Origin of the sequence: Pseudomonas sp. MEJ108, from assembly GCF_030208985.1 — a bacterium.
GTDB classification, from domain to species: Bacteria; Pseudomonadota; Gammaproteobacteria; order Pseudomonadales; family Pseudomonadaceae; genus Aquipseudomonas; species Aquipseudomonas fragariae.
Window position 1 is genome coordinate 284,966 of record NZ_JARVSW010000004.1, and the last position, 19,402, is coordinate 304,367.

18 protein-coding genes are annotated in these 19,402 nt (G+C 57.1%); 15 read left to right on the forward strand and 3 right to left on the reverse strand.

Features of this window, described 5'->3' with window-relative positions; genetic code table 11:
• The first annotated feature begins 769 nt into the window (after window positions 1-769).
• From QRN50_RS02340 to QRN50_RS02365, 6 genes are all read left to right on the forward strand, one after another.
• The gene (locus QRN50_RS02340) at window positions 770-979 is read left to right on the forward strand and encodes an SDR family NAD(P)-dependent oxidoreductase (RefSeq protein ID WP_204903281.1); all 210 of its coding nucleotides are present in this window, start codon (window positions 770-772) and stop codon (window positions 977-979) included.
• Window positions 918-1,613, forward strand: a complete 696-nt coding sequence (locus QRN50_RS02345; RefSeq protein WP_204903280.1) for an SDR family oxidoreductase — start codon at window positions 918-920, stop codon at window positions 1,611-1,613. Before QRN50_RS02340 ends, QRN50_RS02345 begins: the two co-directional genes overlap by 62 nt.
• Window positions 1,610-3,061: a pyridoxal phosphate-dependent decarboxylase family protein gene (locus QRN50_RS02350; protein ID WP_050601891.1), complete on the forward strand. Its 1,452-nt coding sequence runs from the start codon at window positions 1,610-1,612 to the stop codon at window positions 3,059-3,061. The genes QRN50_RS02345 and QRN50_RS02350 overlap by 4 nt, the downstream gene beginning before the upstream one ends.
• Before the next feature lie 118 nt (window positions 3,062-3,179).
• Window positions 3,180-3,974, forward strand: a complete 795-nt coding sequence (locus QRN50_RS02355) for a cyclase family protein (protein WP_032653626.1) — start codon at window positions 3,180-3,182, stop codon at window positions 3,972-3,974.
• Window positions 3,975-3,989: 15 nt separating this feature from the next.
• Window positions 3,990-4,721, forward strand: coding sequence for a tryptophan 2,3-dioxygenase family protein (locus QRN50_RS02360; protein ID WP_032653631.1), 732 nt, complete (start codon window positions 3,990-3,992; stop codon window positions 4,719-4,721).
• Window positions 4,722-5,271: 550 nt separating this feature from the next.
• A complete protein-coding gene (locus QRN50_RS02365; protein WP_096126738.1) occupies window positions 5,272-8,040 on the forward strand; it encodes an RHS repeat domain-containing protein in 2,769 nt (922 codons plus the stop codon).
• A gap of 107 nt (window positions 8,041-8,147) precedes the next feature.
• Here QRN50_RS02365 and QRN50_RS02370 read toward each other — a convergent pair whose 3' ends face one another.
• Together QRN50_RS02370 and QRN50_RS02375 are read right to left on the reverse strand one after the other, a co-directional pair.
• The gene (locus QRN50_RS02370; protein ID WP_011267661.1) at window positions 8,148-9,008 is read right to left on the reverse strand and encodes an SDR family oxidoreductase; all 861 of its coding nucleotides are present in this window, start codon (window positions 9,006-9,008) and stop codon (window positions 8,148-8,150) included.
• A gap of 112 nt (window positions 9,009-9,120) precedes the next feature.
• Window positions 9,121-10,260, reverse strand: a complete 1,140-nt coding sequence (locus QRN50_RS02375) for a glutathione-independent formaldehyde dehydrogenase (RefSeq protein WP_096126739.1) — start codon at window positions 10,258-10,260, stop codon at window positions 9,121-9,123.
• Between the two features lie 413 nt (window positions 10,261-10,673).
• Here QRN50_RS02375 and QRN50_RS02380 point away from each other — a divergent pair, with 413 nt between their 5' ends.
• The 6 genes from QRN50_RS02380 (at window position 10,674) to QRN50_RS02405 (ending at window position 15,617) form a co-directional block, all read left to right on the forward strand.
• Complete coding sequence (locus tag QRN50_RS02380; protein ID WP_003405503.1) at window positions 10,674-11,264, forward strand: amino acid synthesis family protein; 591 nt, start codon at window positions 10,674-10,676, stop codon at window positions 11,262-11,264.
• 34 nt (window positions 11,265-11,298) lie between these two features.
• Complete coding sequence (locus tag QRN50_RS02385) at window positions 11,299-12,147, forward strand: alpha/beta fold hydrolase (protein WP_096126941.1); 849 nt, start codon at window positions 11,299-11,301, stop codon at window positions 12,145-12,147.
• Window positions 12,144-13,625, forward strand: a complete 1,482-nt coding sequence (locus QRN50_RS02390; protein ID WP_024659727.1) for an aldehyde dehydrogenase — start codon at window positions 12,144-12,146, stop codon at window positions 13,623-13,625. The genes QRN50_RS02385 and QRN50_RS02390 overlap by 4 nt, the downstream gene beginning before the upstream one ends.
• A 13-nt stretch (window positions 13,626-13,638) precedes the next feature.
• On the forward strand, window positions 13,639-14,124 hold the full coding sequence (locus tag QRN50_RS02395) for a flavin reductase family protein (RefSeq protein WP_024659726.1): 486 nt from the start codon (window positions 13,639-13,641) through the stop codon (window positions 14,122-14,124).
• Between the two features lie 175 nt (window positions 14,125-14,299).
• A complete protein-coding gene (locus QRN50_RS02400; RefSeq protein ID WP_003405525.1) occupies window positions 14,300-15,052 on the forward strand; it encodes a GntR family transcriptional regulator in 753 nt (250 codons plus the stop codon).
• Window position 15,053: 1 nt separating this feature from the next.
• Window positions 15,054-15,617: an NUDIX hydrolase gene (locus QRN50_RS02405; RefSeq protein ID WP_024659725.1), complete on the forward strand. Its 564-nt coding sequence runs from the start codon at window positions 15,054-15,056 to the stop codon at window positions 15,615-15,617.
• A gap of 32 nt (window positions 15,618-15,649) precedes the next feature.
• Here the strand turns inward: QRN50_RS02405 and QRN50_RS02410 are convergent, their stop codons facing one another.
• Window positions 15,650-15,940: a DUF1330 domain-containing protein gene (locus QRN50_RS02410; RefSeq protein WP_060406201.1), complete on the reverse strand. Its 291-nt coding sequence runs from the start codon at window positions 15,938-15,940 to the stop codon at window positions 15,650-15,652.
• A 94-nt stretch (window positions 15,941-16,034) separates the two neighbouring features.
• Between QRN50_RS02410 and ribBA the strand changes: the two genes are divergently transcribed.
• The 3 genes from ribBA to QRN50_RS02425 all read left to right on the forward strand — a co-directional run bounded on the left by ribBA (window position 16,035) and on the right by QRN50_RS02425 (window position 19,401).
• Complete coding sequence (gene ribBA / locus QRN50_RS02415; RefSeq protein WP_024638820.1) at window positions 16,035-17,144, forward strand: bifunctional 3,4-dihydroxy-2-butanone-4-phosphate synthase/GTP cyclohydrolase II; 1,110 nt, start codon at window positions 16,035-16,037, stop codon at window positions 17,142-17,144.
• Window positions 17,145-17,434: 290 nt separating this feature from the next.
• Window positions 17,435-18,460: an ABC transporter substrate-binding protein gene (locus QRN50_RS02420; protein WP_003405534.1), complete on the forward strand. Its 1,026-nt coding sequence runs from the start codon at window positions 17,435-17,437 to the stop codon at window positions 18,458-18,460.
• A complete protein-coding gene (locus QRN50_RS02425) occupies window positions 18,445-19,401 on the forward strand; it encodes an ABC transporter permease (RefSeq protein WP_024638821.1) in 957 nt (318 codons plus the stop codon). Before QRN50_RS02420 ends, QRN50_RS02425 begins: the two co-directional genes overlap by 16 nt.
• The last annotated feature ends 1 nt before the right edge of the window (window position 19,402 follow it).

Sequence of the window (19,402 nt, forward strand, 5' to 3'; positions counted from 1 at the left end):
GACAATGCACGCGGTAACGTTCAAACACGTAGCGCTACCGCGCATAAGCCTCTTGACCATTGAGTCTAATGGTCTAGACCAAGTGATAGATCTGGGCACGGACCCTGCATTGAAGCTCGTGTAGATTTTTCAGTTTTCGAACATGTTCAACGTTTCTCGCCAAGGGTAGCCTGTACGCATACGTTACACTGTTATCCGCAGCGGGGCCCCGTAGTTATCACTGAGTCGTAGTCGGGGCGTTACACACGTGTATCGTTACCGTATGAGTTCTTTAACGTTATACGCTTTTTTAAAGCGATAGCTTGCATTTAAACGGTCACAGCCTTCCTAGCCTGATATTAATTATTGATTATTTTTCCTAGTCTTCTACGCTTAAAGAGTCTCCAAAGAAGCTCCCTACCTGCGAAGACTTACAAACCAGCTGATCCGAGTCGCCCATGCGTCAGTTCGCTCATCCGACCTTGACTGCGCCAGTACCCGAAGACGTAAACAGCGGATAGGTATGGGCGCGACAAGTTGGCCGGAGTATCCGTGCTCCCCAAACCCGTGGGTGGTTGCCGTGGCGTAAGTCACAATAAACGTCATTCATTTTTGATGGGCACAACTTTATATTGACGTAAAATTTCAACAGTTCTCAGACACTGATAGAACATTAAAGACGACAGGCTCAATGAGAAACACAGGCTCAAAGAGCACAACAGACATGAGGCATGTCAGGCAAGCACATTCATCAGAACGGATACTTTAACTTTCTTCAGGAGTTGTCATGATGGACGAGAAAGCTGTGAAACCGAGAAAGAGCAGAAATATTTTAATTACCGGTGGCTCTAGCGGCATTGGAGCTGCGGCAGTACGTACGTTCGCCAGCAGGGGCGATCAAGTATGGTTTACTTATCATCGCGGCAAGAAGCGCGCGCATGAACTTATTAACGCTCTTCGTCGAAATGCCCTTATCCCCCCCCAACGCCTTACCGTTTGATCAAAGTAGTTGGGACAGCCTTCAACAGCTCATTGGCGCGCTCCCCGCTGAAATCGACATTCTGGTCAACAACGCTGCACTAGGCACTAAAACTGTCGAACTTGCCGGACTAGAAGAGCGGCATCTACAGGACGAGTTATTCACGCAAGTAAACTGCCTGGGGCCGCTCTGGCTAACCAAACAGCTTCTTCCTGGCATGTTGAAACGTGGCTACGGGAAAATACTCATGCTCTCAAGCGTAGATGGTGGAATAGCAGCCTTTCCGGGGTTCAGGGACACCGATGGCATGACCAAGGCCGCGATTGCATTCCTGACGAGACAATGGGCGGCGGAACTTATTCATGATCCAGTAGAGATATTTTGCGTGTGTCCTGGGGCCGTGGATACGCCTATGTTCCGTCAAAGCACGTTGGATCCCTTATCGCCTGCCTCGGCTGATGAACTCATTGCTCGTCTCCCGAAGGGACGACTCATCCGTCCGGACGAGATTTCCGAGATCCTGTGGTGGCTAACTACGGAGGCAGCTATTGCCCTGCATGGAGCCGTTATTGACGCTTCCATGGGGCTCGGCGTGCATCCGGGATGCATTACGATGCAAAACCCGCGTGCGATCTTGAAAGAGGACATCACATGATGCACAAAGACGAATGCCACGGTTGGCACGCGGGTGAGCTCACTGGCGCTGTACAGGCAGTGGCCAACGTGCTGGACGCCTATGTACAGGACTCGCAGAAAGGCAAGGTACCGGTATTAAAACAAACTCCCCCAGAGCGCCTGATCAACGATTTGGGAATGCGTAATTGCATTAAATCGGGCGGAATGACGGACGACACCCTTGCCGCCTTTGTTAAGGAATATCTGGCCCAAGGAACGCGGCTCCACCATCCCGGCTATATGGCTCACCAATGTGCGGTTCCCGATATCGGTTCGGCCATTGCCGATCTCGTGCACGGCGTAAGCAACAACGCCATGTCCTTATTCGAGATGGGCGCCGCCGGAGTAGCTGCAGAACTGGTGGTCACTGAATGGATGCTCGGAAAAGTGGGTTGGCGCCCCGACGAGTCTGGCGCGACTCTTGTTCATGGCGGTTCGCTGGCTAACCTCACCGCGCTTCTCGTTGCCCGCCATCATGTATTTCCCGAAGCGTGGCAGCTCGGGACTCCACAAAATGCGGTCATCCTTGCACCAGAAAACGCCCATGTCTCCGTGGCACGAGCGGCCGCCATCCTTGGCCTTGGAAGTCGTGCTGTATGCGCGCTGCCCTGTGATCGCTTCGGACGCATTATAGGTGCGCAGGTTAGTGAAAGCATCAGAGCCCATCAACGTGCGGGACGTACGGTGATGGCAGTTGTCGCCAACGCCTGCGCTGCGCCGACGGGCCTGTTCGATCCCTTACAGGAAATCGCCCACGCCTGCCATAAAGAAAGCGTTTGGCTGCATGTCGACGCAGCTCATGGAGGATCGGCTTTAATCGTTCCCGAGTTACGCAACCGGCTGAAAGGGATCGACCAGGCAGACTCAATCACTTGGGATGCTCACAAAATGTTGCGAACGTCGACACTCGCTGCTGCCGTGCTTGTTCGCACGGCTGCCGACTTAAGCCAGGCATTTCAGCAAAGTGCGGATTACCTTTTCTTCGACGACAACCGTCCCGGACCTGATCTGATGCACTACACGATTGAAGGTTCTAAGGCAGAACTCGGCCTTAAGGTATTTCTTAATTTGGCGCACAGAGGCGAAGCAGGCTTGACAGAATATGTTCATAGCCGCCATCGAGCAGCGCGCAGATTCTGGCAGCTTATCCTTGAACGAAAAGAATTCGATGCACTTAGTGAGCCAGAAAGCAACCTTGTCTGCTTTCGATACGCCGACATGCGAGGGGCCGAGAGTGACCGATTGCACATTGCGGTGCGCAACGAGCTTATGCAACAAGGAACATTTCACCTGGCGTCTTCATTTGTCGATAACCGCCGCTGGTGGCGTACTACGATTATGGCGCCATCAACCGATGACTCGACATTCTCCCGCCTACTTGACACGCTTGAGCGTACCTACCGCAAACTTTCTCGAACGACGCTCTAACATCGTTATCGCAGGCTATAGACAGTGATACTTCTGGCGAGACGATAGCCACCACGCCTGTAACCATTACGCCACCGACGACAGAGCCAGACTTAAACAAACCCAGGAGACTGCTCCAATGACTCGTATTGAAATACTTTACAATGGACGCATGCACACTCTGCGCCTTCAAGAATCCATTAAACTCTCCGCCCAGTTATGTTTTGCAGATAACGCTATCAACCTTTATGGCATCCTCCCCGCCCTCGAAGAACCATTACAGTACGGCAGTAGTCTGGCCAGCGTAAAACTGGGAGGCTCCTGCAACGCTTCAATCATTCGTTTTGTCCCACACTGCCACGGCACCCATACTGAATGTATCGGTCATCTCTTGCCTGACGTACACGATGTGGCAGAACTCAATATTCCGCCTTTTATTGCTGCCACGTTGATTCATGTTCCGTTAGAACGAGCCTCCCAGATGAAGGATCATTATAATATTCATGCCGCTGCTGATGACTGGATTATCACTGCAGGTGCAATCGAACGTGCGATCACCCCGCTGGGATCAGACTATCTTCAGGCACTGGTCATTGCGACTGATAACAATACATGGCTTCCTGATGGCAATGGCGCCCCTTACTTTAGTCATCAAGCCATGGAATTAGTGGTTAAGTCAGGCGTACAACACCTGCTGGTGGACATACCTTCCATTGACAAACTCAATGATGGTGGAATGATGGATAATCACCGTTGTTTCTGGGGGCTGTCTGATCCCTGCCATCCCATCAAGGAACGCAACGTTGCATCTATCACTGAAATGATCCGATTGCCTGCAAATACACCCTCGGGGCATTATTTTATTTCCATACAATTACCGGATCTAACAGGGGATGCTCTACCCAGCAAACCGCTACTGTTTCCTTTTTTCTGAGGAGTAACATTTACCATGGATTATTCAAGCTACCTTAGACTAAATGAACTATTATCATTGCAGCAACCTAAATCACCTCATAGCGAGCATCGCAACGAATGTCTTTTCATTATCGTGCATCAAGCATACGAATTATGGTTTAAACAATTAATCAATGAAATTCATTATGTTATTGACTTAATCAGCAAAGGGGCGATACCTGATGCCATTAGCGTTATGACGCGCATAAATACCATCGCTCATACGATTGTCAGTCAAATCTCTATCATTAATACGTTGAACTCTCATGAATTTCATCGCTTCCGTGGTTATTTGGGAAGCGCAAGTGGTTTTCAATCTTATCAATTTGATGGAATTGAAGCCCTTTTAGGCAAAGCGAACAGCAAAAAAATTAAACAATACCAACACGATGAAGTGATACAAAAGAGACTGGCCGTTATTATTAAGCCTGCCTCACTATGGAACGTTGTTCGTCAGCAACTCATAGGCACAGCGGAACCAAACGAAGATGCGAGGGATCTGCTCACGGCTATTTTAGCGCGACCTTCCTGCGAAGCGATATTACTCAATCAGCTATTAGACCTGGACACAGCGCTGCAAGAGTGGCGCTTTCGCCATGCCAAACTAGCCGAACGCACGATAGGCCAGTCGAAAGGCACAGGCGGCTCCGACGGTTTGAGCTATTTAAAGTCAACGCTTTTTACCCCAATATTTGTGGAGCTTTGGGCTGCCATTAACCCATCATAAATGACAATACCGGACGACGATTTTTGGATTGAAAATCATTGCACATCCATACTATTCTCTGTATTTCTCGACGTTAGCTGACCGTCTTCACCGACAGCCATAAACCAACTTCATTACCTTTATAAATACTTAACTCACTATGAAGCTTTTGCCTTTCAATATGTCAAAAAACCTTCTTACCAGCCTCTACCAGACAGGTCAGTCCGCCTGTGCAGAGTGTCATTGACACTTGAAAAAACGGTGCCTGTTCGGACACCGTTTCAACAGCAGGATTTTTCGTTGCAACTACAGAATCGGCTTGCCGCCCGTAACTCCGTAACGCGATTTCTTGTGTAGAGCCCTGAGGCCCTTCTGCATGCGACTGTCGAGGTTCAGCAATGAGTTGGGTCACGCGCAACCGCTCGTCGACTTTCCGACGCATCGTCACGCGCTTAGACAAGCTCGCAATACGTTGGGGCAATGGTCTCATTGGCCTGCGCTATGCTGCACTTACGACAATACTTAACTTACACAGCCTGGATTCGAGCCACCAGTCAGGGATGACGGGATCATGAACGCACAGTCTGCCGCACTGCATCATCATACGCCCCGCCTGACTGTCATTGATCCACGCGGTCTGGAGATTCGCGCGATTGATTTTCGGCGCAACCCGTTAATCGACACGCCGGAACGACTGGTAAACCGCGCAGCTCATGACGCTGCCGGGCATCCGGTCAGCTGCTGGGATGCAAGGCTCTGGGAAAGCCAGGCTGCGGTCAATCTTGCCACTGTGTTTTCCCTAAGTGGTCAGGCGCTTCTCAGCGACAGTGTCGATGCCGGTTGGCGGCTGATGCTGGCCGGTAACAGCGGCGCGGTCGTGGCTGGCTGGGATGGCCGTGGGACTGAGCGGAGCGTGCAGTATGACGCCCTGCTCAGACCCGTTGCCATCATTGAAAACGGACGCTGCGTCGAGCGGCGGCAATACGGCGGGCCGGATACCAAGGGCCATAACCAGTGCGGCCAATGTATACGCCATGATGACCCGGCTGGTTCGCGAATGGATGACGAGTTCGCCCTGGCGGGTGGCGTGCTTGAACAGACGCGGCATTTTCTCTTCAATCCCGAAAATGTCGACTGGCCAGAACCGCTGACAGAACGTGACGCCTTGCTCGAATCTGGTCCAGGCGCAACTACGCGCTGGGCACGCAGTCCGCCTGGCGATGTCATCTCGCAGACGGACGCCCAGCGTAACGTCCAGACCTTTGCCCATAGTGTGGCAGGTCATATCGAGGCCATTTCACTCAGCCTCCCCGGGCAGACAGAGCGAATTCTGATTCACAGGATCGATTACGACGCTCAAGGCCACGTAACCTCGGAAACGGCTGGCAACGGTGTTATGACCAAGGCGTTGCATGACGCCGCAAATGGCCGTCTGATTGAACTCAAAGGCACACGAGCAGATGGCCAACTGCTGCAACATCTGCTGTATGACTACGACCCGGTGGGCAATGTCCTGCGTATTGAAGATCGCGCTCAGCCGACGCGGTACTATCGCAATCAGCGCCTTGAACCGGTGTCGACTTATCAATACGACACGCTGTATCAGTTGATCCAGGCTACGGGGACGGAGTCCGCGAAACTCAATAAAGGCCCGGTTTTTCCATCATTCCAGGTTTCCCCCGACCCGACGCAGCTAGCCAATTACAGGCAAACCTATCGTTATGATGCGAGCGGCAATCTGCTGCAACTGACTCACACTGGCACCCAGTCTCACTCGCGCACTCTGGTCACTTCGCAAACCAGCAATCGCAGCCTGCCGGTCATCAACGATCAACCGCCAGATGAAGCAGCCATCGCTGCCGCGTTCGACGCCAATGGCAATCTGAATAAGTTGCAAGCCGGGCAAGCGATGAGCTGGGACTGGCGTAATCAGTTGCAGCAAGTGCGGCCGGTGGTCCGGGCAGCGGGTGACGACGACAGAGAGCGCTATGTCTACGACGCCAGTGGGCAACGCCTGCGCAAAGTCCACACGACCAGGGCGAAAGCCGTCGTGCACAGTGCCGAAGTGCGCTATTTACCAGGCCTGGAGCTGCACAGCAACAGCGCCACAGCCGAGACTTTGCACGTTATCGTCACCCAGGCCGGGCGCAACCAGGTACGGGTGTTGCACTGGCAGGCGGGTCAACCCGAAGGACTTGAAAACGATCAGGTTCGCTACAGCTTCGCCGATCATCTGGGGTCCGGCACCCTGGAGCTGGATAAAAACGCGCACATCATCAGCCAGGAAAGTTACTACCCGTTTGGTGGTACCTCGTGGTGGGCAGGGCGCAGTACGATTGAAGCCAGCTATAAAACCATTCGATATTCTGGCAAGGAACGCGATGCAACAGGGCTGTACTACTACGGCTTGCGCTATTACGCGCCATGGTTGCAGCGATGGATCAATCCGGATCCGGCGGGCACAGTGGACGGGATGAATCTATATCGTTTTGTCAGGAATTCGCCTTTGCGGTTTGCTGATCAACAAGGGGCTGCTCCCCACGACGTTCCCCTTACAGTCGTCGCAGACGACCTTTCCGAGTTCAAGCCTGAGCAGCAATTTAAAATATTTGCCGCCAGGGATGTTGCCGTTTCGTTATTGACGTTCACGCGTTCCGAGCTGTTAAAAGCATCACCAAGTGAAGACGTAAAGGAGGCATTCGACGCAACCTTTGGGGCGCTGGCCCCCAGCGCTCGCGCCGCTACGAGTATCGACGTGGAGGATTCCTTACGGCAGATGCAGGAGCTCATTGAGGGCATCGGCAGTCCAGAATCCGATCTGACGCTGTTTCTTTTTAATGGACCCGAAAACATTCTCGCATCGACTCGTTTTCAAGGCGAGTTTCAGGAATCGGTCGAACGGATTGGGGTGTCGGCCTCCCTGCTTGCCAACTACGATGCGCTGGAAGTTGCACGATCCATTATTCATGAGGCCTCCCATGTCCAACTGAATACGATGGATGCGTTTTATTATCTGACGGATGCTGGCAAGCTCCTCGTCGACGGAGCGGATGCTGCACAGGTCGAGGCGTGGTCCAGCGAGATCCGAATGTCATTAAGAGAAATCTCGCAGCATGGCCCCGACGAAGAACAATTTGATCCTGCCGACTATATAGCCGCTATGCAGGCGTTGACCAAGAATGCGCGCACCCCGGCACAGCGAAAACAAGAGTTCTTGAGCAACACAACGACCCGGACTTTATTATTGCAGATGAATGCCGACACGCTTTCGTCGCTGGTCATGGCGACCGGCCAGCCTGTCCGATATGCACAAACACGGATGAATCAGCCTGGAAATTAGGTGATCAATGGCAGTACCCGCTAGTGCAGATACAGAGTGCCATTGACGCCTGAAAAAACGGTGCCTGTCTGGGCACCGTTTCAACAAAAAAGGCGTTGTCGGGGTAATTACAGAATCGGCTTGCCGCCCGTCACTGCATAGCGCGAGCCGGAAATGTAACTGGCTTCGTCCGAGGCCAGCAGCACATAGATCGGCGAAACTTCCACCGGCTGCCCCGGGCGTCCCAGCGGTGTCTCGCTGCCGAAGCTTTTCACGTCTTCATCGGTCATGGTCGCCGGGATCAGCGGCGTCCAGATCGGGCCGGGTGCCACGCTGTTCACACGGATGCCCTTCTCGCCCAGCAACTGCGCCAGGCCACCGGTGAAGTTGGCAATCGCGCCCTTGGTGGTCGCGTAGGCCAGCAGCGTCGGCTTGGGCATGTCCGAATTCACCGAACTGGTATTGATGATCGAGCCGCCCCGTGGCATATGCGGAACCGCAGCCTTGCAGATGCGAAACATCGCGGTGATGTTGATATCGAAGGTCTTGACCCACTCTTCGTCGGAGATTTCGTCCAGCGTTTCATGCGTCATCTGGAACGCAGCGTTGTTGACCAGCACATCGATGCGACCAAACTCTGCAACGGTCTTGCTCACGATGTCTTCGCATTGCTGCTTCTGTGCCAGGTCGCCCGGCAACAGCAGGCATTTGCGGCCCGCCTCTTCGACCCAGCGCTTGGTTTCTTGCGCGTCCTCATGCTCGTTCAAGTAGGAGATCGCGACCTGCGCGCCTTCCCGTGCAAAGGCAATCGCCACTGCGCGGCCGATGCCGCTGTCAGCGCCGGTGATCAGAGCGATCTTGCCCTGCAGACGTCCGGAGCCCTTGTAGCTCTTTTCACCGCAATCGGGATAGGGGTCCATCTTGCCCTGCATGCCTGGAACTTCCTGTGGCTGACTGGCAAATGGCGGCTTTGGGTATTCTTCGTTCATCTGAATAAATCTCGCTGAATAAAAGTTCTGACTGAAGTGCTGAAGCCCTTGCCGATCGCCTGTGGCGGATAGGACAAGGGCTTTCAACCAAAGGGCTGGTCAAACGCGGCTATCACGCACCTGGCTTGAGCACTACCTTGGTCCAGCCTTCATCACGCGCATCGAAGTGCTTGTAGGCGTCAGGGCCCTCTTCAAGCTTCAGGCGATGGGAAATGATCTGCGACGGCTTGGCGCGACCGTGGTGGATCAGCTCGGCGAGGCGACGGTTGTAAGCCTTGACGTTGGCCTGACCGGTACGGATCTGCTGGCCCTTGAACCAGAACGAGCCAAAGTCGAAGGCCATCTTGCCTTCCTTGGCGAGGTCGCTTTTGGCGCCCGGATCCTGCGGCACGAAAACGCCCACGACACCGATTCCGCCAGTCGCCTTGGTCGAGGCAACGAGGTTGTTCATGGTGACGTGATTGGCCTCGTGACCATGACGGTCGCAGCACTGATAACCGACACACTCACAGCCTCGGTCGGTGCCTTTGCCATCAGTCAGATTGAGGATCTGATCCACCGCGCCCTGCGCCAGCGAGTTGATCGGCGTCGCGCCCATCTTCGCCGCGAGGGCCAGACGATCAGGATGGTTGTCGACCACGAACACTTGCGACGCGCCCTTGATCATTGCCGAGTGGGCAGCCATCAGACCGACCGGGCCGGCACCGTAGATGGCAACGCTTTCGCCAGGCAGCAGCCCGGCCAGCTCGGTGGCATGCCAGCCGGTAGGAAAGATGTCCGAGAGCATGACGTAATCTTCTTCACGCTCGGCGGCATCTTCGGGCAACAGCAGGCAGTTGAAGTCGGCATACGGCACGCGCAGCAACTCGGCCTGGCCACCTTCGTGATCGCCCATATCGGCAAAACCATAGGCCGCGCCAGCGCTGCCAGGGTTGGCGGTCAGGCAATAACCGGTCAGGCCCTTCTCACAGTTTTCGCAAAAGCCGCAGCCAATGTTGAACGGCAGGCACACCCAGTCGCCCACCTTGATGCGGTCAACGCCGGCGCCCACTTCAATCACCTGGCCGAGGTTCTCATGGCCGAAAATGCGCCCGGTCTCGAACGACGTGCGGCCTTCGTACATGTGCAGGTCCGAGCCACAGATATTCGTGGAGGTCACTCGGACAAGCGCATCTGTCGGCTTCTGAATCTTCGCATCCGGTACGTTTTTGACACTGACGTCACGCGGACCGCTATAGACGATGGCTTTCATGTTCGGAGTCTCCTCAGTAAAAAATTCGTTAGGGCTTTTTAGGGCTCACCGAATATCTGTCACAACCAGAAGGCGCCTGTTCAAAGCGATTGCCTTTACACCTGACGAATGGTCATCGATGAGTGCGAGATAGGCTCTGTACGAAAAGTCGGCGAGCGAAGGTCAGGCGAGGCAAAAACAGGCGAGGAAGCGGAGTCTACGTGTTGTAAATGAGCATTCCGAGCCTGTTTTTAACGAAGCATCACCGAGCGCAGCCACTTTTCGTACAGAGCCTAGAGCTGTGGGCGCGTATGGATTGAGGTAAATGAGATGAACGACAAGCCCGGTAGCCGCCGCAAATAAAGGATTTGCATGCTCGATCTTATGGTATACCATCAGACGAAATACAAAATTACTCGCTCCGGGAGTCATTCATGAGCTTTGAAATTCGCAAGATCGTCACGTACACCGAAGAAACCTTTATCGAGGGCGGCAAAGCCACCGACAAACCGGTCACCATGATCGGACTGGCGGCGGTGATCAAGAACCCCTGGCTGGGCCGTGGCTTCGTCGAAGACCTGAAACCGGAGATCCGCGCCAACTGCTCCGCACTGGGCGAGCTGATGGTCAAGCGCCTCACCGATGCGATTGGCGGTGCGGAAAAAATCGAGGCCTACGGCAAGGCTGCAGTGGTCGGCGCAGAAGGTGAAATCGAACACGCCTCGGCAGTGATCCATACCCTGCGCTTTGGCAATCATTACCGTGAGGCCGTCCAGGCCAAGAGCTACCTGAGCTTCACCAACAAACGCGGCGGCCCAGGTACGTCGATCCAGATTCCGATGATGCACAAGGACGATGAAGGGCTGCGCTCGCACTACATCACCCTGGAAATGCACATCGAAGATTCGCCCCGCGCCGACGAAATCATCGTAGTCCTTGGCGCCGCCAACGGCGGACGCCTGCACCCGCGAATCGGCAATCGGTATATCGATCTGGAAGAGCTGGCCGCCGAAAAGGCCCAGTGATCCATCCCCTTTAACGTCCGCGCAGGAGCGATCCATGATTCAGCTCACCGCTGAACACACCCCGGCGGGTACCAGCTATCTGGCTACCGGCCAAGGTCACCCCATGGTGTTGATTCACGGGGTGGGCCTGAACAAGGAAATGTGGGGCGGCCAGATCGTCGGGCTGGCCACGCATTATCAGGTCATCGCCTACGACATGCTCGGCCACGGCGCCAGCCCGCGCCCCGATCCGGACACCGGCCTGCCGGGCTATGCCGAACAACTGCACGAGCTGCTGACACATTTGCAGTTGCCGCAGGCGGCGGTCGTCGGTTTCTCCATGGGCGGCCTGGTGGCGCGTGCGTTCGCGCTGGAGTTCCCCCAGCACCTGTCGGGGCTGGTAGTGCTCAGCAGCGTCTTCAATCGCAGCGCGGAACAGCGTGCCAGCGTCATAGCGCGCACCAGCCAGGCTGCCGAGCATGGCCCGGACGCCAACGCAGGCGAAGCGCTTTCGCGCTGGTTCAGCCGTGAGTATCAGGCGGCCAGCCCGGCGCAGATTGCAGCCATTCGGCACAACCTGGCCAGCAACGATCCGCAAGGTTACCTGACCACGTACAAGCTGTTCGCCACTCAGGATATGTACCGCGCCGATGATCTGGGCGATATTCGCGCACCGACGTTGATCGCCACGGGCGAACTTGACCCGGGATCGACGCCGGAAATGGCCCGCGAACTGGCCGCGCGTATCCCCGGTGCCGAGGTCGCGATATTGCCCGATCAACGCCATATGATGCCGGTTGAATCGCCGCGTCTGGTCAACCAGGTGCTGCTCGGTTTCTTCGAAAAGATCGGCCTCGACAAACCGGCGTCCGCTCACCATTCGATCAAGGGGATTGTTGCATGAGCCTTACCCGCTTTCAGATGTGCATCGACGGTCAGTGGGTCGATGCGTTGTCCGGCAAGACCTTCGACAGCCTCGACCCGGCGCTGGCCGAACCCTGGGCGCAATTGCCGGATGCTGACGCAGCCGACGTCGAACGAGCCGTTCAGGCCGCCCAGAAAGCCTTCGAGGGTCAGGCCTGGCGCGGCTTGACGGCCACGGCACGCGGCAAGCTGTTGCGTAAGCTGGGCGACCTGATTGCCGAAAACAAGGAGCAACTGTCGCAGCTGGAAAGCCGCGACAACGGCAAACTGATTCGCGAGACCCGCGGGCAGGTCGGCTACCTGCCGGAGTTCTTTCATTACACCGCAGGGCTGGCTGACAAACTCGAAGGCGGCACCCTGCCCCTCGACAAGCCGGACCTGTTCGCCTACACCGTGCACGAACCGATGGGCGTGGTGGCCGGGATCATCCCCTGGAACAGCCCGTTGTACCTCACCGCCATCAAGCTGGCCCCGGCATTGGCTGCTGGCAACACCATCGTCCTCAAACCCTCGGAACACGCCTCGGCGACCGTGCTCGAACTGGCGCGTCTGGCACTTGAAGCCGGCATTCCGCCTGGCGTGGTCAACGTCATCACCGGTTACGGCCCGACCACTGGCGCAGCCCTCACCCGGCACCCGCTGGTGCGCAAGATAGCCTTCACCGGTGGCGCGGCCACTGCGCGACATGTGGTGCGCAGCAGCGCGGAGAACTTTGCCAAACTGTCACTGGAGCTGGGGGGAAAATCACCCAACATCATCTTCGCCGACGCCGACCTGGACAGCGCCATCAATGGCGCCGTCGCCGGCATCTATGCGGCGTCCGGGCAAAGCTGTGTTTCCGGCTCGCGACTGCTGGTGCAGGACGAAATCTACGACGAATTCGTGGAACGCCTGGCCGAACGCGCCAGTCGGATCCGGATCGGCAATCCGCAGGATGAAGGCACCGAAATGGGCCCGATGGCCACCGCCCAGCAACTGGCCGTGGTAGAAGGCCTGGTAGCCGACGCGCTGGCCGAAGGTGCACGCCTGCGTCTGGGCGGCAAGCGACCGGAGCTGGACAGCAAAGGCTGGTTCTATGAACCTACGCTGTTCGAGTGCGATCACAATTCGATGAAGATCATGCAGGAAGAAGTGTTCGGTCCGGTGGCCTCGGTGATTCGTTTCAAGGACGAAGCCGAAGCGCTGGCCATCGCCAACGACTCCCAGTTCGGCCTCGCCGCCGGCATCTGGACCCGCGACCTGGGACGCGCGCACCGCCTGGCGCGGGATATTCGCTCAGGTATCATCTGGGTGAATACGTATCGAGCCGTGTCGGCCATGGCGCCTATCGGTGGTTTCAAAAATAGCGGCTACGGTCGTGAGAGCGGGATAGACTCCGTGCTGGCCTACACCGAACTGAAAACGGTGTGGATCAACCTTTCGCAGGCGCCCATGCCTGATCCATTTGTCATGCGTTAACGAGGCCGCTGCGATGATAGAACCCGGTATTTACAAAGAAGTCATGGCGTCATTCCCTTCGGGCGTGACCATCGTCACCACCCTGGACCCTGAGGGCAATCTGGTCGGCATTACTGCCAGCGCATTCAGCGCGCTGTCCATCGACCCGGCACTGGTGCTGTTCTGCCCCAACTACGAATCGGACACTTACCCGGTGTTGCGCGACAGCAGGAAATTCGCGATTCACCTGCTGTCTGCCGATCAGCAGACAGAAGCCTATGCGTTTGCCAGCAAGGGCAAGGACAAGACCAAGGGCATCGAGTGGCAGTTGAGCGAGCTGGGTAACCCGCTGCTGGGCAACTCCACAGCGATCATCGAGTGTGAACTGTGGCGCGAATACGACGGCGGCGATCACGCGATCATTGTCGGTCGGGTGAAAAACCTGATCCTGCCCGCGACTCCGGTCACACCGATGGTTTATCACCGGGGCAAGATGGGCGCACTGCCAGCCATCGTCTGAGGCGGCTCAGGGCGGTTTTGGTGGTTGCAGGCATGGGCGTGATAAACTCGACCACGACCCGGGTTCATCCGTCCGGGCCATGCAGCAGCCCGCGCAGTGTGCGGGTTGCCGACATGAGCGAGACTTTATTTCCAGTCACGTTTTTACTTTGACAGCCCCATTCCGAGCACACCCGATGAAACGCCTGCCTCTCGACGACACCTTCAAGGTCAACCGCAACCCCGTCACGCTGCGCGAGATCGTGCTGGACAAGCTGCGCAGCGCAATCATGAACTTTCAGCTGCTGCCGGGTGACCGTCTGGTCGAGCGTGATCTGTGTGACCGCCTCGGTGTGAGCCGCACCTCGGTACGCGAGGCACTGCGCCACCTGGAATCCGAAGGTCTGGTCGAGTTCGCCGATGCCAAGGGCCCGCGTGTTGCCATCATCACGCTGGCTGACGCGTGCGATATCTACGAGCTGCGCTGCGTGCTCGAAGGCCTGATCGTTCAGCTGTTTACCCTGCGGGCCAAACCCAAGGACATTCGTGCACTGGAAAAAGCCCTGGAGGAAAATCGTCAGGCGCTCAAGGAAGGCGAACTGCAGCAGGTGATCGACTCGGTCCAGGGTTTCTACGATGTACTGCTGGAAGGCTCGGGCAACCATGTGGCCGCGACCCAGTTACGCCAGTTGCAGGCGCGCATCAGCTACCTGCGCGCCACCTCGGTATCCCAGGAAAACCGCCGCGGTGCCAGCAACAAGGAAATGGAGCTCATGGTCGAAGCGATCAAGAGCGGCGACCCGCTGGCCGCGCATCAGGCGTCGGTCGATCACGTACGCAACGCCGCACGCGTGGCGCTGGAATACCTCAAATCCAAGCAGGATGAAGTCAGCAAAGTCCGCGACATCGTCGCCCCCGTCGCGCTGAAAGAACCTCGCATAGGTCGCTGAAATGGCCACACCGCGCTTCTGTCCCCAATGCGGTAGCGCTGATCTGGTTCAGCGTGTGCCGTCGGGCGATACGCATGTGCGGTTGGTCTGTGGCGGCTGTCAGTACATTCACTACGTCAATCCGAAGATCATCGCGGGTTGCATCATCGAGCAGGAAGGCAAGTACCTGCTCTGCCAGCGTGCCATCCCGCCGCGCCCCGGCACCTGGACACTGCCTGCCGGTTTCATGGAAAGCGGTGAAACCACCGAGCAGGCGGCGCTGCGTGAAGTCTGGGAAGAAACCGGTGTACGCGCCGAGATCCTTTCGCCCTACTCCATTTTCAGCGTGCCGCGCATCAGCGAAGTCTACATCGTGTTCCGTGCCATCGCGCTGGAGGTGACCGGCCAGTTCGGCCCGGAAACCCTGGACTACAGATTCTTCGCCGCCGAAGACATCCCGTGGGACAGCATCTATTACCCCGCTATCCGGCAGATACTGGAACGCTATATCGAAGAACATCAGGCCGGTGTCTACGGTATTTATATCGGCAACGACGACACCGGCAAGGTGCACTTTATCCGGTGAACGCCTGACGCTTTCAGCTCGCCACTGAACGCCTAAAACTGCCCCTCGACGATCACGATCTCGGCCTTGGAAGCGCCCTGCCTGTGGCTCATCGCATGCTGATACTCGGGCGACTGATAACAGGCCAGCGCCTTTTCGTAGGATTCAAATTCGATAATCACCGTGCGCTGCGGCGTGCCGCGCCCTTCAAGCGCCTCGGAACGCCCGCCGCGCGCCAGGAACCTGCCACCGAACAGCTCGAAAGCCGCCGGGGCGCGCTGGGTGTATTCGCTGTACTGCTGGGGGTCGGTCACATCAACGTGTGCAATCCAATAGGCTTTCATCGCGAGCTCGCTGTTTCATTGATAGGCAATCTGTGAAATATTCTGTCTTATGGTATACCACGATTCATCCACCCATAAAACCGGGAAACTGACTATGGCGTTCGATCGCATCGAAGATATCATTGAAGACTACCGCCAGGGCAAGATGGTGTTGCTGGTCGACGACGAAGACCGGGAAAACGAAGGCGATCTGCTACTCGCCGCCGACTGCTGTTCGCCGCAGGCAATCAGCTTCATGGCTCGCGAAGCGCGCGGTCTGATCTGCCTGACGCTGACCGACGAGCACTGTCAGCGTCTGGGCCTGGAACAGATGGTGCCCAGCAACGGCAGCGTATTCGCCACCGCGTTCACGGTATCCATCGAGGCGACGACGGGTGTGACCACCGGCATCAGCGCGGCAGATCGTGCGCGTACCGTGCAGGCCGCCGTCAACCCGCACGCGGTACCGGAGGACCTGGTGCAGCCGGGCCATATCTTTCCATTGCGCGCTCGCGACGGCGGCGTGCTGACCCGCGCCGGGCATACCGAAGCGGGCTGCGACCTGGCCCGGCTGGCCGGTTTCACGCCAGCGTCGGTCATCGTTGAAGTGATGAATGATGACGGCAGCATGGCCAGAAGACCCGACCTGGAAGTGTTCGCCAAAAAGCACGACATCCGTATCGGCACCATCGCCGACCTGATCCATTACCGCCTGAGCACCGAACACACCATCGTCAGGATTGGCGAGCGCGAACTGCCGACCGTGCACGGCACCTTCCGTCTGTTCAGCTACGAAGACCGCATCGAAGGTGGCGTGCACATGGCCATGGTGATGGGCGACATCCGGCGCGACGCCGCCACGCTGGTACGCGTGCATGTGGTCGACCCGCTGCGCGACCTGGTCGGCGCCGAATACAACGGGCCTGCCAACTGGACACTCTGGGCCGCCCTGCAACGTGTCGCACAGGAAGGTCACGGTGTGGTAGTGGTGCTGGCCAATCACGAATCGTCCCAGGCGCTGCTGGAGCGCATCCCGCAACTCACCCAGCCACCCCGTCAATACACCCGCTCGCAATCGCGCATTTATTCCGAGGTCGGTACGGGCGCACAGATCTTGCAGGACCTGGGCGTCGGCAAGCTGCGCCACCTCGGCCCGCCACTGAAATACGCAGGGTTGACCGGCTACGATCTGGAAGTGATTGAAAGTATTCCGTTTCCCGGCTGACCAGGCAAAAACTCGTCACGCGAGCCCGATAATCCGCCGCCTGCAACCACAGGCGCTGACCGGAAACCGGACCATGAAGGCGTTTTGAGAGGGCAAAACGCTTGCAGAAAGTTTGGAATACCATAATATGACATTCCATAAATACAAGATCTGGTCAGACGCGCCCGGCAAGGGACAGCACTAATAACAGCACCTGACCTGTACAAGGTTTCAAGGCCCATTGGACCTACTGCTCCCGATTACGCGGGCAAGAAAAGCCCGCTCAAAACACAACAAATGAGGGCGTAAAAATGGTGTTGAACAAACGTGCAACAGCAGTCCTGGCCGCTGGCGTGCTGGCTTTCTCGAGTGTCGCCGCTATTGCCGCCGAGAGCGTCAACTTTGTGAGCTGGGGAGGCTCCACGCAAGACTTCCAGAAGGAGGCCTGGGCGGCTCCATTCAGCAAGGCCAGCGGTATCACCGTTGTGCAGGATGGTCCTACCGACTACGGCAAACTCAAGGCCATGGTCGAAAGCGGTAACGTGCAGTGGGACGTTGTCGATGTCGAAGCCGACTTCGCCCTGCGCGCCGCCAGCGAAGGCCTGCTGGAGCCTCTGGACTTCAGCGCCATCAAACGCGATGAGATCGACAAGCGCTTCGTGACTGACCACGGTGCCGGTTCGTTCTTCTTCTCCTTCGTGCTCGGCTACAACGAAAGTAAAGTCGGCGGCAAGGCGCCTGGCGACTGGGCCGCGATGTTCGACACCAAGACCTACCCGGGCAAGCGCGCGCTGTACAAGTGGCCAAGCCCCGGCGTGCTGGAACTGGCCCTGCTGGCCGATGGCGTAGCACCCGACAAGCTTTACCCGCTGGACCTCGACCGCGCCTTCAAAAAACTCGACACCATCAAGAAGGACATCGTCTGGTGGGGCGGCGGTGCGCAGTCCCAGCAACTGCTGGCCTCCGGCGAAGTGTCGATGGGGCAGATGTGGAACGGCCGGGTCTACGCCCTGCAGCAGGATGGCGCCCCGGTGGGGGTGAGCTGGAAGCAGAACCTGGTCATGGCTGACTTTCTGGTCGTACCCAAGGGTGCAAAAAACAAGGACGCCGCGATGAAATTCATCGCCAACGCGACCAGCGCCAAAGGCCAGGCAGACTTCTCCAACCTCAGTGCCTATGCCCCGGTCAATACCCAGAGCGTTGCGCGCCTGGACTCTACGCTGGCACCTAACCTGCCGACCGCGCACGTTGCCGATCAAATCACTCTCGACTTCGCATACTGGGCCAAGAACGGCGCTGATATTGCGACACGGTGGAACGAATGGCTGGTCAAGTAAAGATGACAGCGGTTGCTCCTCGTCAATCCATGCCGGCCGGGGGTGCTTCCAGCACCGCTGGCGCGGCCAGCCAGAAGGCGCCGGGCATGCCGCCATCCCCTTCCCTCGCACAGCGCTGGCGTGGCAGCCGCAATCTGCTTCCGGCGCTGATCTTCCTCGGACTGTTCTTCTTCGCGCCGCTGATTGCTCTACTGCTGCGCGGCGTGCTTGAGCCGGTGCCGGGCCTTGGCAACTATGAGCAACTGTTTGCCAACTCGGCCTACTCGCGGGTGCTGCTCAATACCTTTTCCGTAGCCGGTCTGGTGACGCTGTTCAGCCTGCTGCTGGGCTTTCCGCTCGCCTGGGTGATCACCCTGGTGCCGCGCGGCTGGGGCCGCTGGATTCTCAATATCGTGCTGCTGTCGATGTGGACCAGCCTGCTGGCCCGCACCTATTCGTGGCTGGTGCTGTTGCAGGCCTCCGGGGTCGTCAACAAGGCCTTGATGGCCATGGGTATCATCGATCAACCGCTGGAAATGGTGCACAACCTGACCGGTGTGGTGATCGGCATGAGCTACATCATGATTCCGTTCATCGTCCTGCCATTGCAGGCGACCATGCAGGCCATCGATCCCATGGTGCTGCAGGCGGGCTCGATCTGCGGTGCCAGCCCTTGGAGCAATTTCTTCAGAGTGTTTCTGCCACTGTGCCGTCCTGGGCTGTTTTCCGGAGGCCTGATGGTGTTTGTCATGTCACTCGGTTACTACGTCACCCCGGCACTGCTCGGCGGCGCGCAGAACATGATGCTGCCCGAATTCATCGTCCAGCAGGTGCAGTCGTTCCTCAACTGGGGGCTGGCCAGTGCCGCCGCTGCGTTGTTGGTGCTGATCACGCTGGTGCTGTTCTACTTCTACCTGAAGCTCCAGCCGGAATCACCGGTCGGCGCCAGCAACGCGAGGTAAA

Excerpts from the sequence above, each read along its gene's own strand:
- QRN50_RS02340 (WP_204903281.1), top strand. The coding sequence starts at position 770 with ATGGACGAGAAAGCTGTGAAACCGAGAAAGAGCAGAAATATTTTAATT.
- QRN50_RS02345 (WP_204903280.1), top strand. The coding sequence starts at position 918 with ATGAACTTATTAACGCTCTTCGTCGAAATGCCCTTATCCCCCCCCAAC.
- QRN50_RS02350 (WP_050601891.1), top strand. The coding sequence starts at position 1,610 with ATGATGCACAAAGACGAATGCCACGGTTGGCACGCGGGTGAGCTCACT.
- QRN50_RS02355 (WP_032653626.1), top strand. The coding sequence starts at position 3,180 with ATGACTCGTATTGAAATACTTTACAATGGACGCATGCACACTCTGCGC.
- QRN50_RS02360 (WP_032653631.1), top strand. The coding sequence starts at position 3,990 with ATGGATTATTCAAGCTACCTTAGACTAAATGAACTATTATCATTGCAG.
- QRN50_RS02365 (WP_096126738.1), top strand. The coding sequence starts at position 5,272 with ATGAACGCACAGTCTGCCGCACTGCATCATCATACGCCCCGCCTGACT.
- QRN50_RS02370 (WP_011267661.1), bottom strand. The coding sequence starts at position 9,008 with ATGAACGAAGAATACCCAAAGCCGCCATTTGCCAGTCAGCCACAGGAA.
- QRN50_RS02375 (WP_096126739.1), bottom strand. The coding sequence starts at position 10,260 with ATGAAAGCCATCGTCTATAGCGGTCCGCGTGACGTCAGTGTCAAAAAC.
- QRN50_RS02380 (WP_003405503.1), top strand. The coding sequence starts at position 10,674 with ATGAGCTTTGAAATTCGCAAGATCGTCACGTACACCGAAGAAACCTTT.
- QRN50_RS02385 (WP_096126941.1), top strand. The coding sequence starts at position 11,299 with ATGATTCAGCTCACCGCTGAACACACCCCGGCGGGTACCAGCTATCTG.
- QRN50_RS02390 (WP_024659727.1), top strand. The coding sequence starts at position 12,144 with ATGAGCCTTACCCGCTTTCAGATGTGCATCGACGGTCAGTGGGTCGAT.
- QRN50_RS02395 (WP_024659726.1), top strand. The coding sequence starts at position 13,639 with ATGATAGAACCCGGTATTTACAAAGAAGTCATGGCGTCATTCCCTTCG.
- QRN50_RS02400 (WP_003405525.1), top strand. The coding sequence starts at position 14,300 with ATGAAACGCCTGCCTCTCGACGACACCTTCAAGGTCAACCGCAACCCC.
- QRN50_RS02405 (WP_024659725.1), top strand. The coding sequence starts at position 15,054 with ATGGCCACACCGCGCTTCTGTCCCCAATGCGGTAGCGCTGATCTGGTT.
- QRN50_RS02410 (WP_060406201.1), bottom strand. The coding sequence starts at position 15,940 with ATGAAAGCCTATTGGATTGCACACGTTGATGTGACCGACCCCCAGCAG.
- ribBA (WP_024638820.1), top strand. The coding sequence starts at position 16,035 with ATGGCGTTCGATCGCATCGAAGATATCATTGAAGACTACCGCCAGGGC.
- QRN50_RS02420 (WP_003405534.1), top strand. The coding sequence starts at position 17,435 with ATGGTGTTGAACAAACGTGCAACAGCAGTCCTGGCCGCTGGCGTGCTG.
- QRN50_RS02425 (WP_024638821.1), top strand. The coding sequence starts at position 18,445 with ATGGCTGGTCAAGTAAAGATGACAGCGGTTGCTCCTCGTCAATCCATG.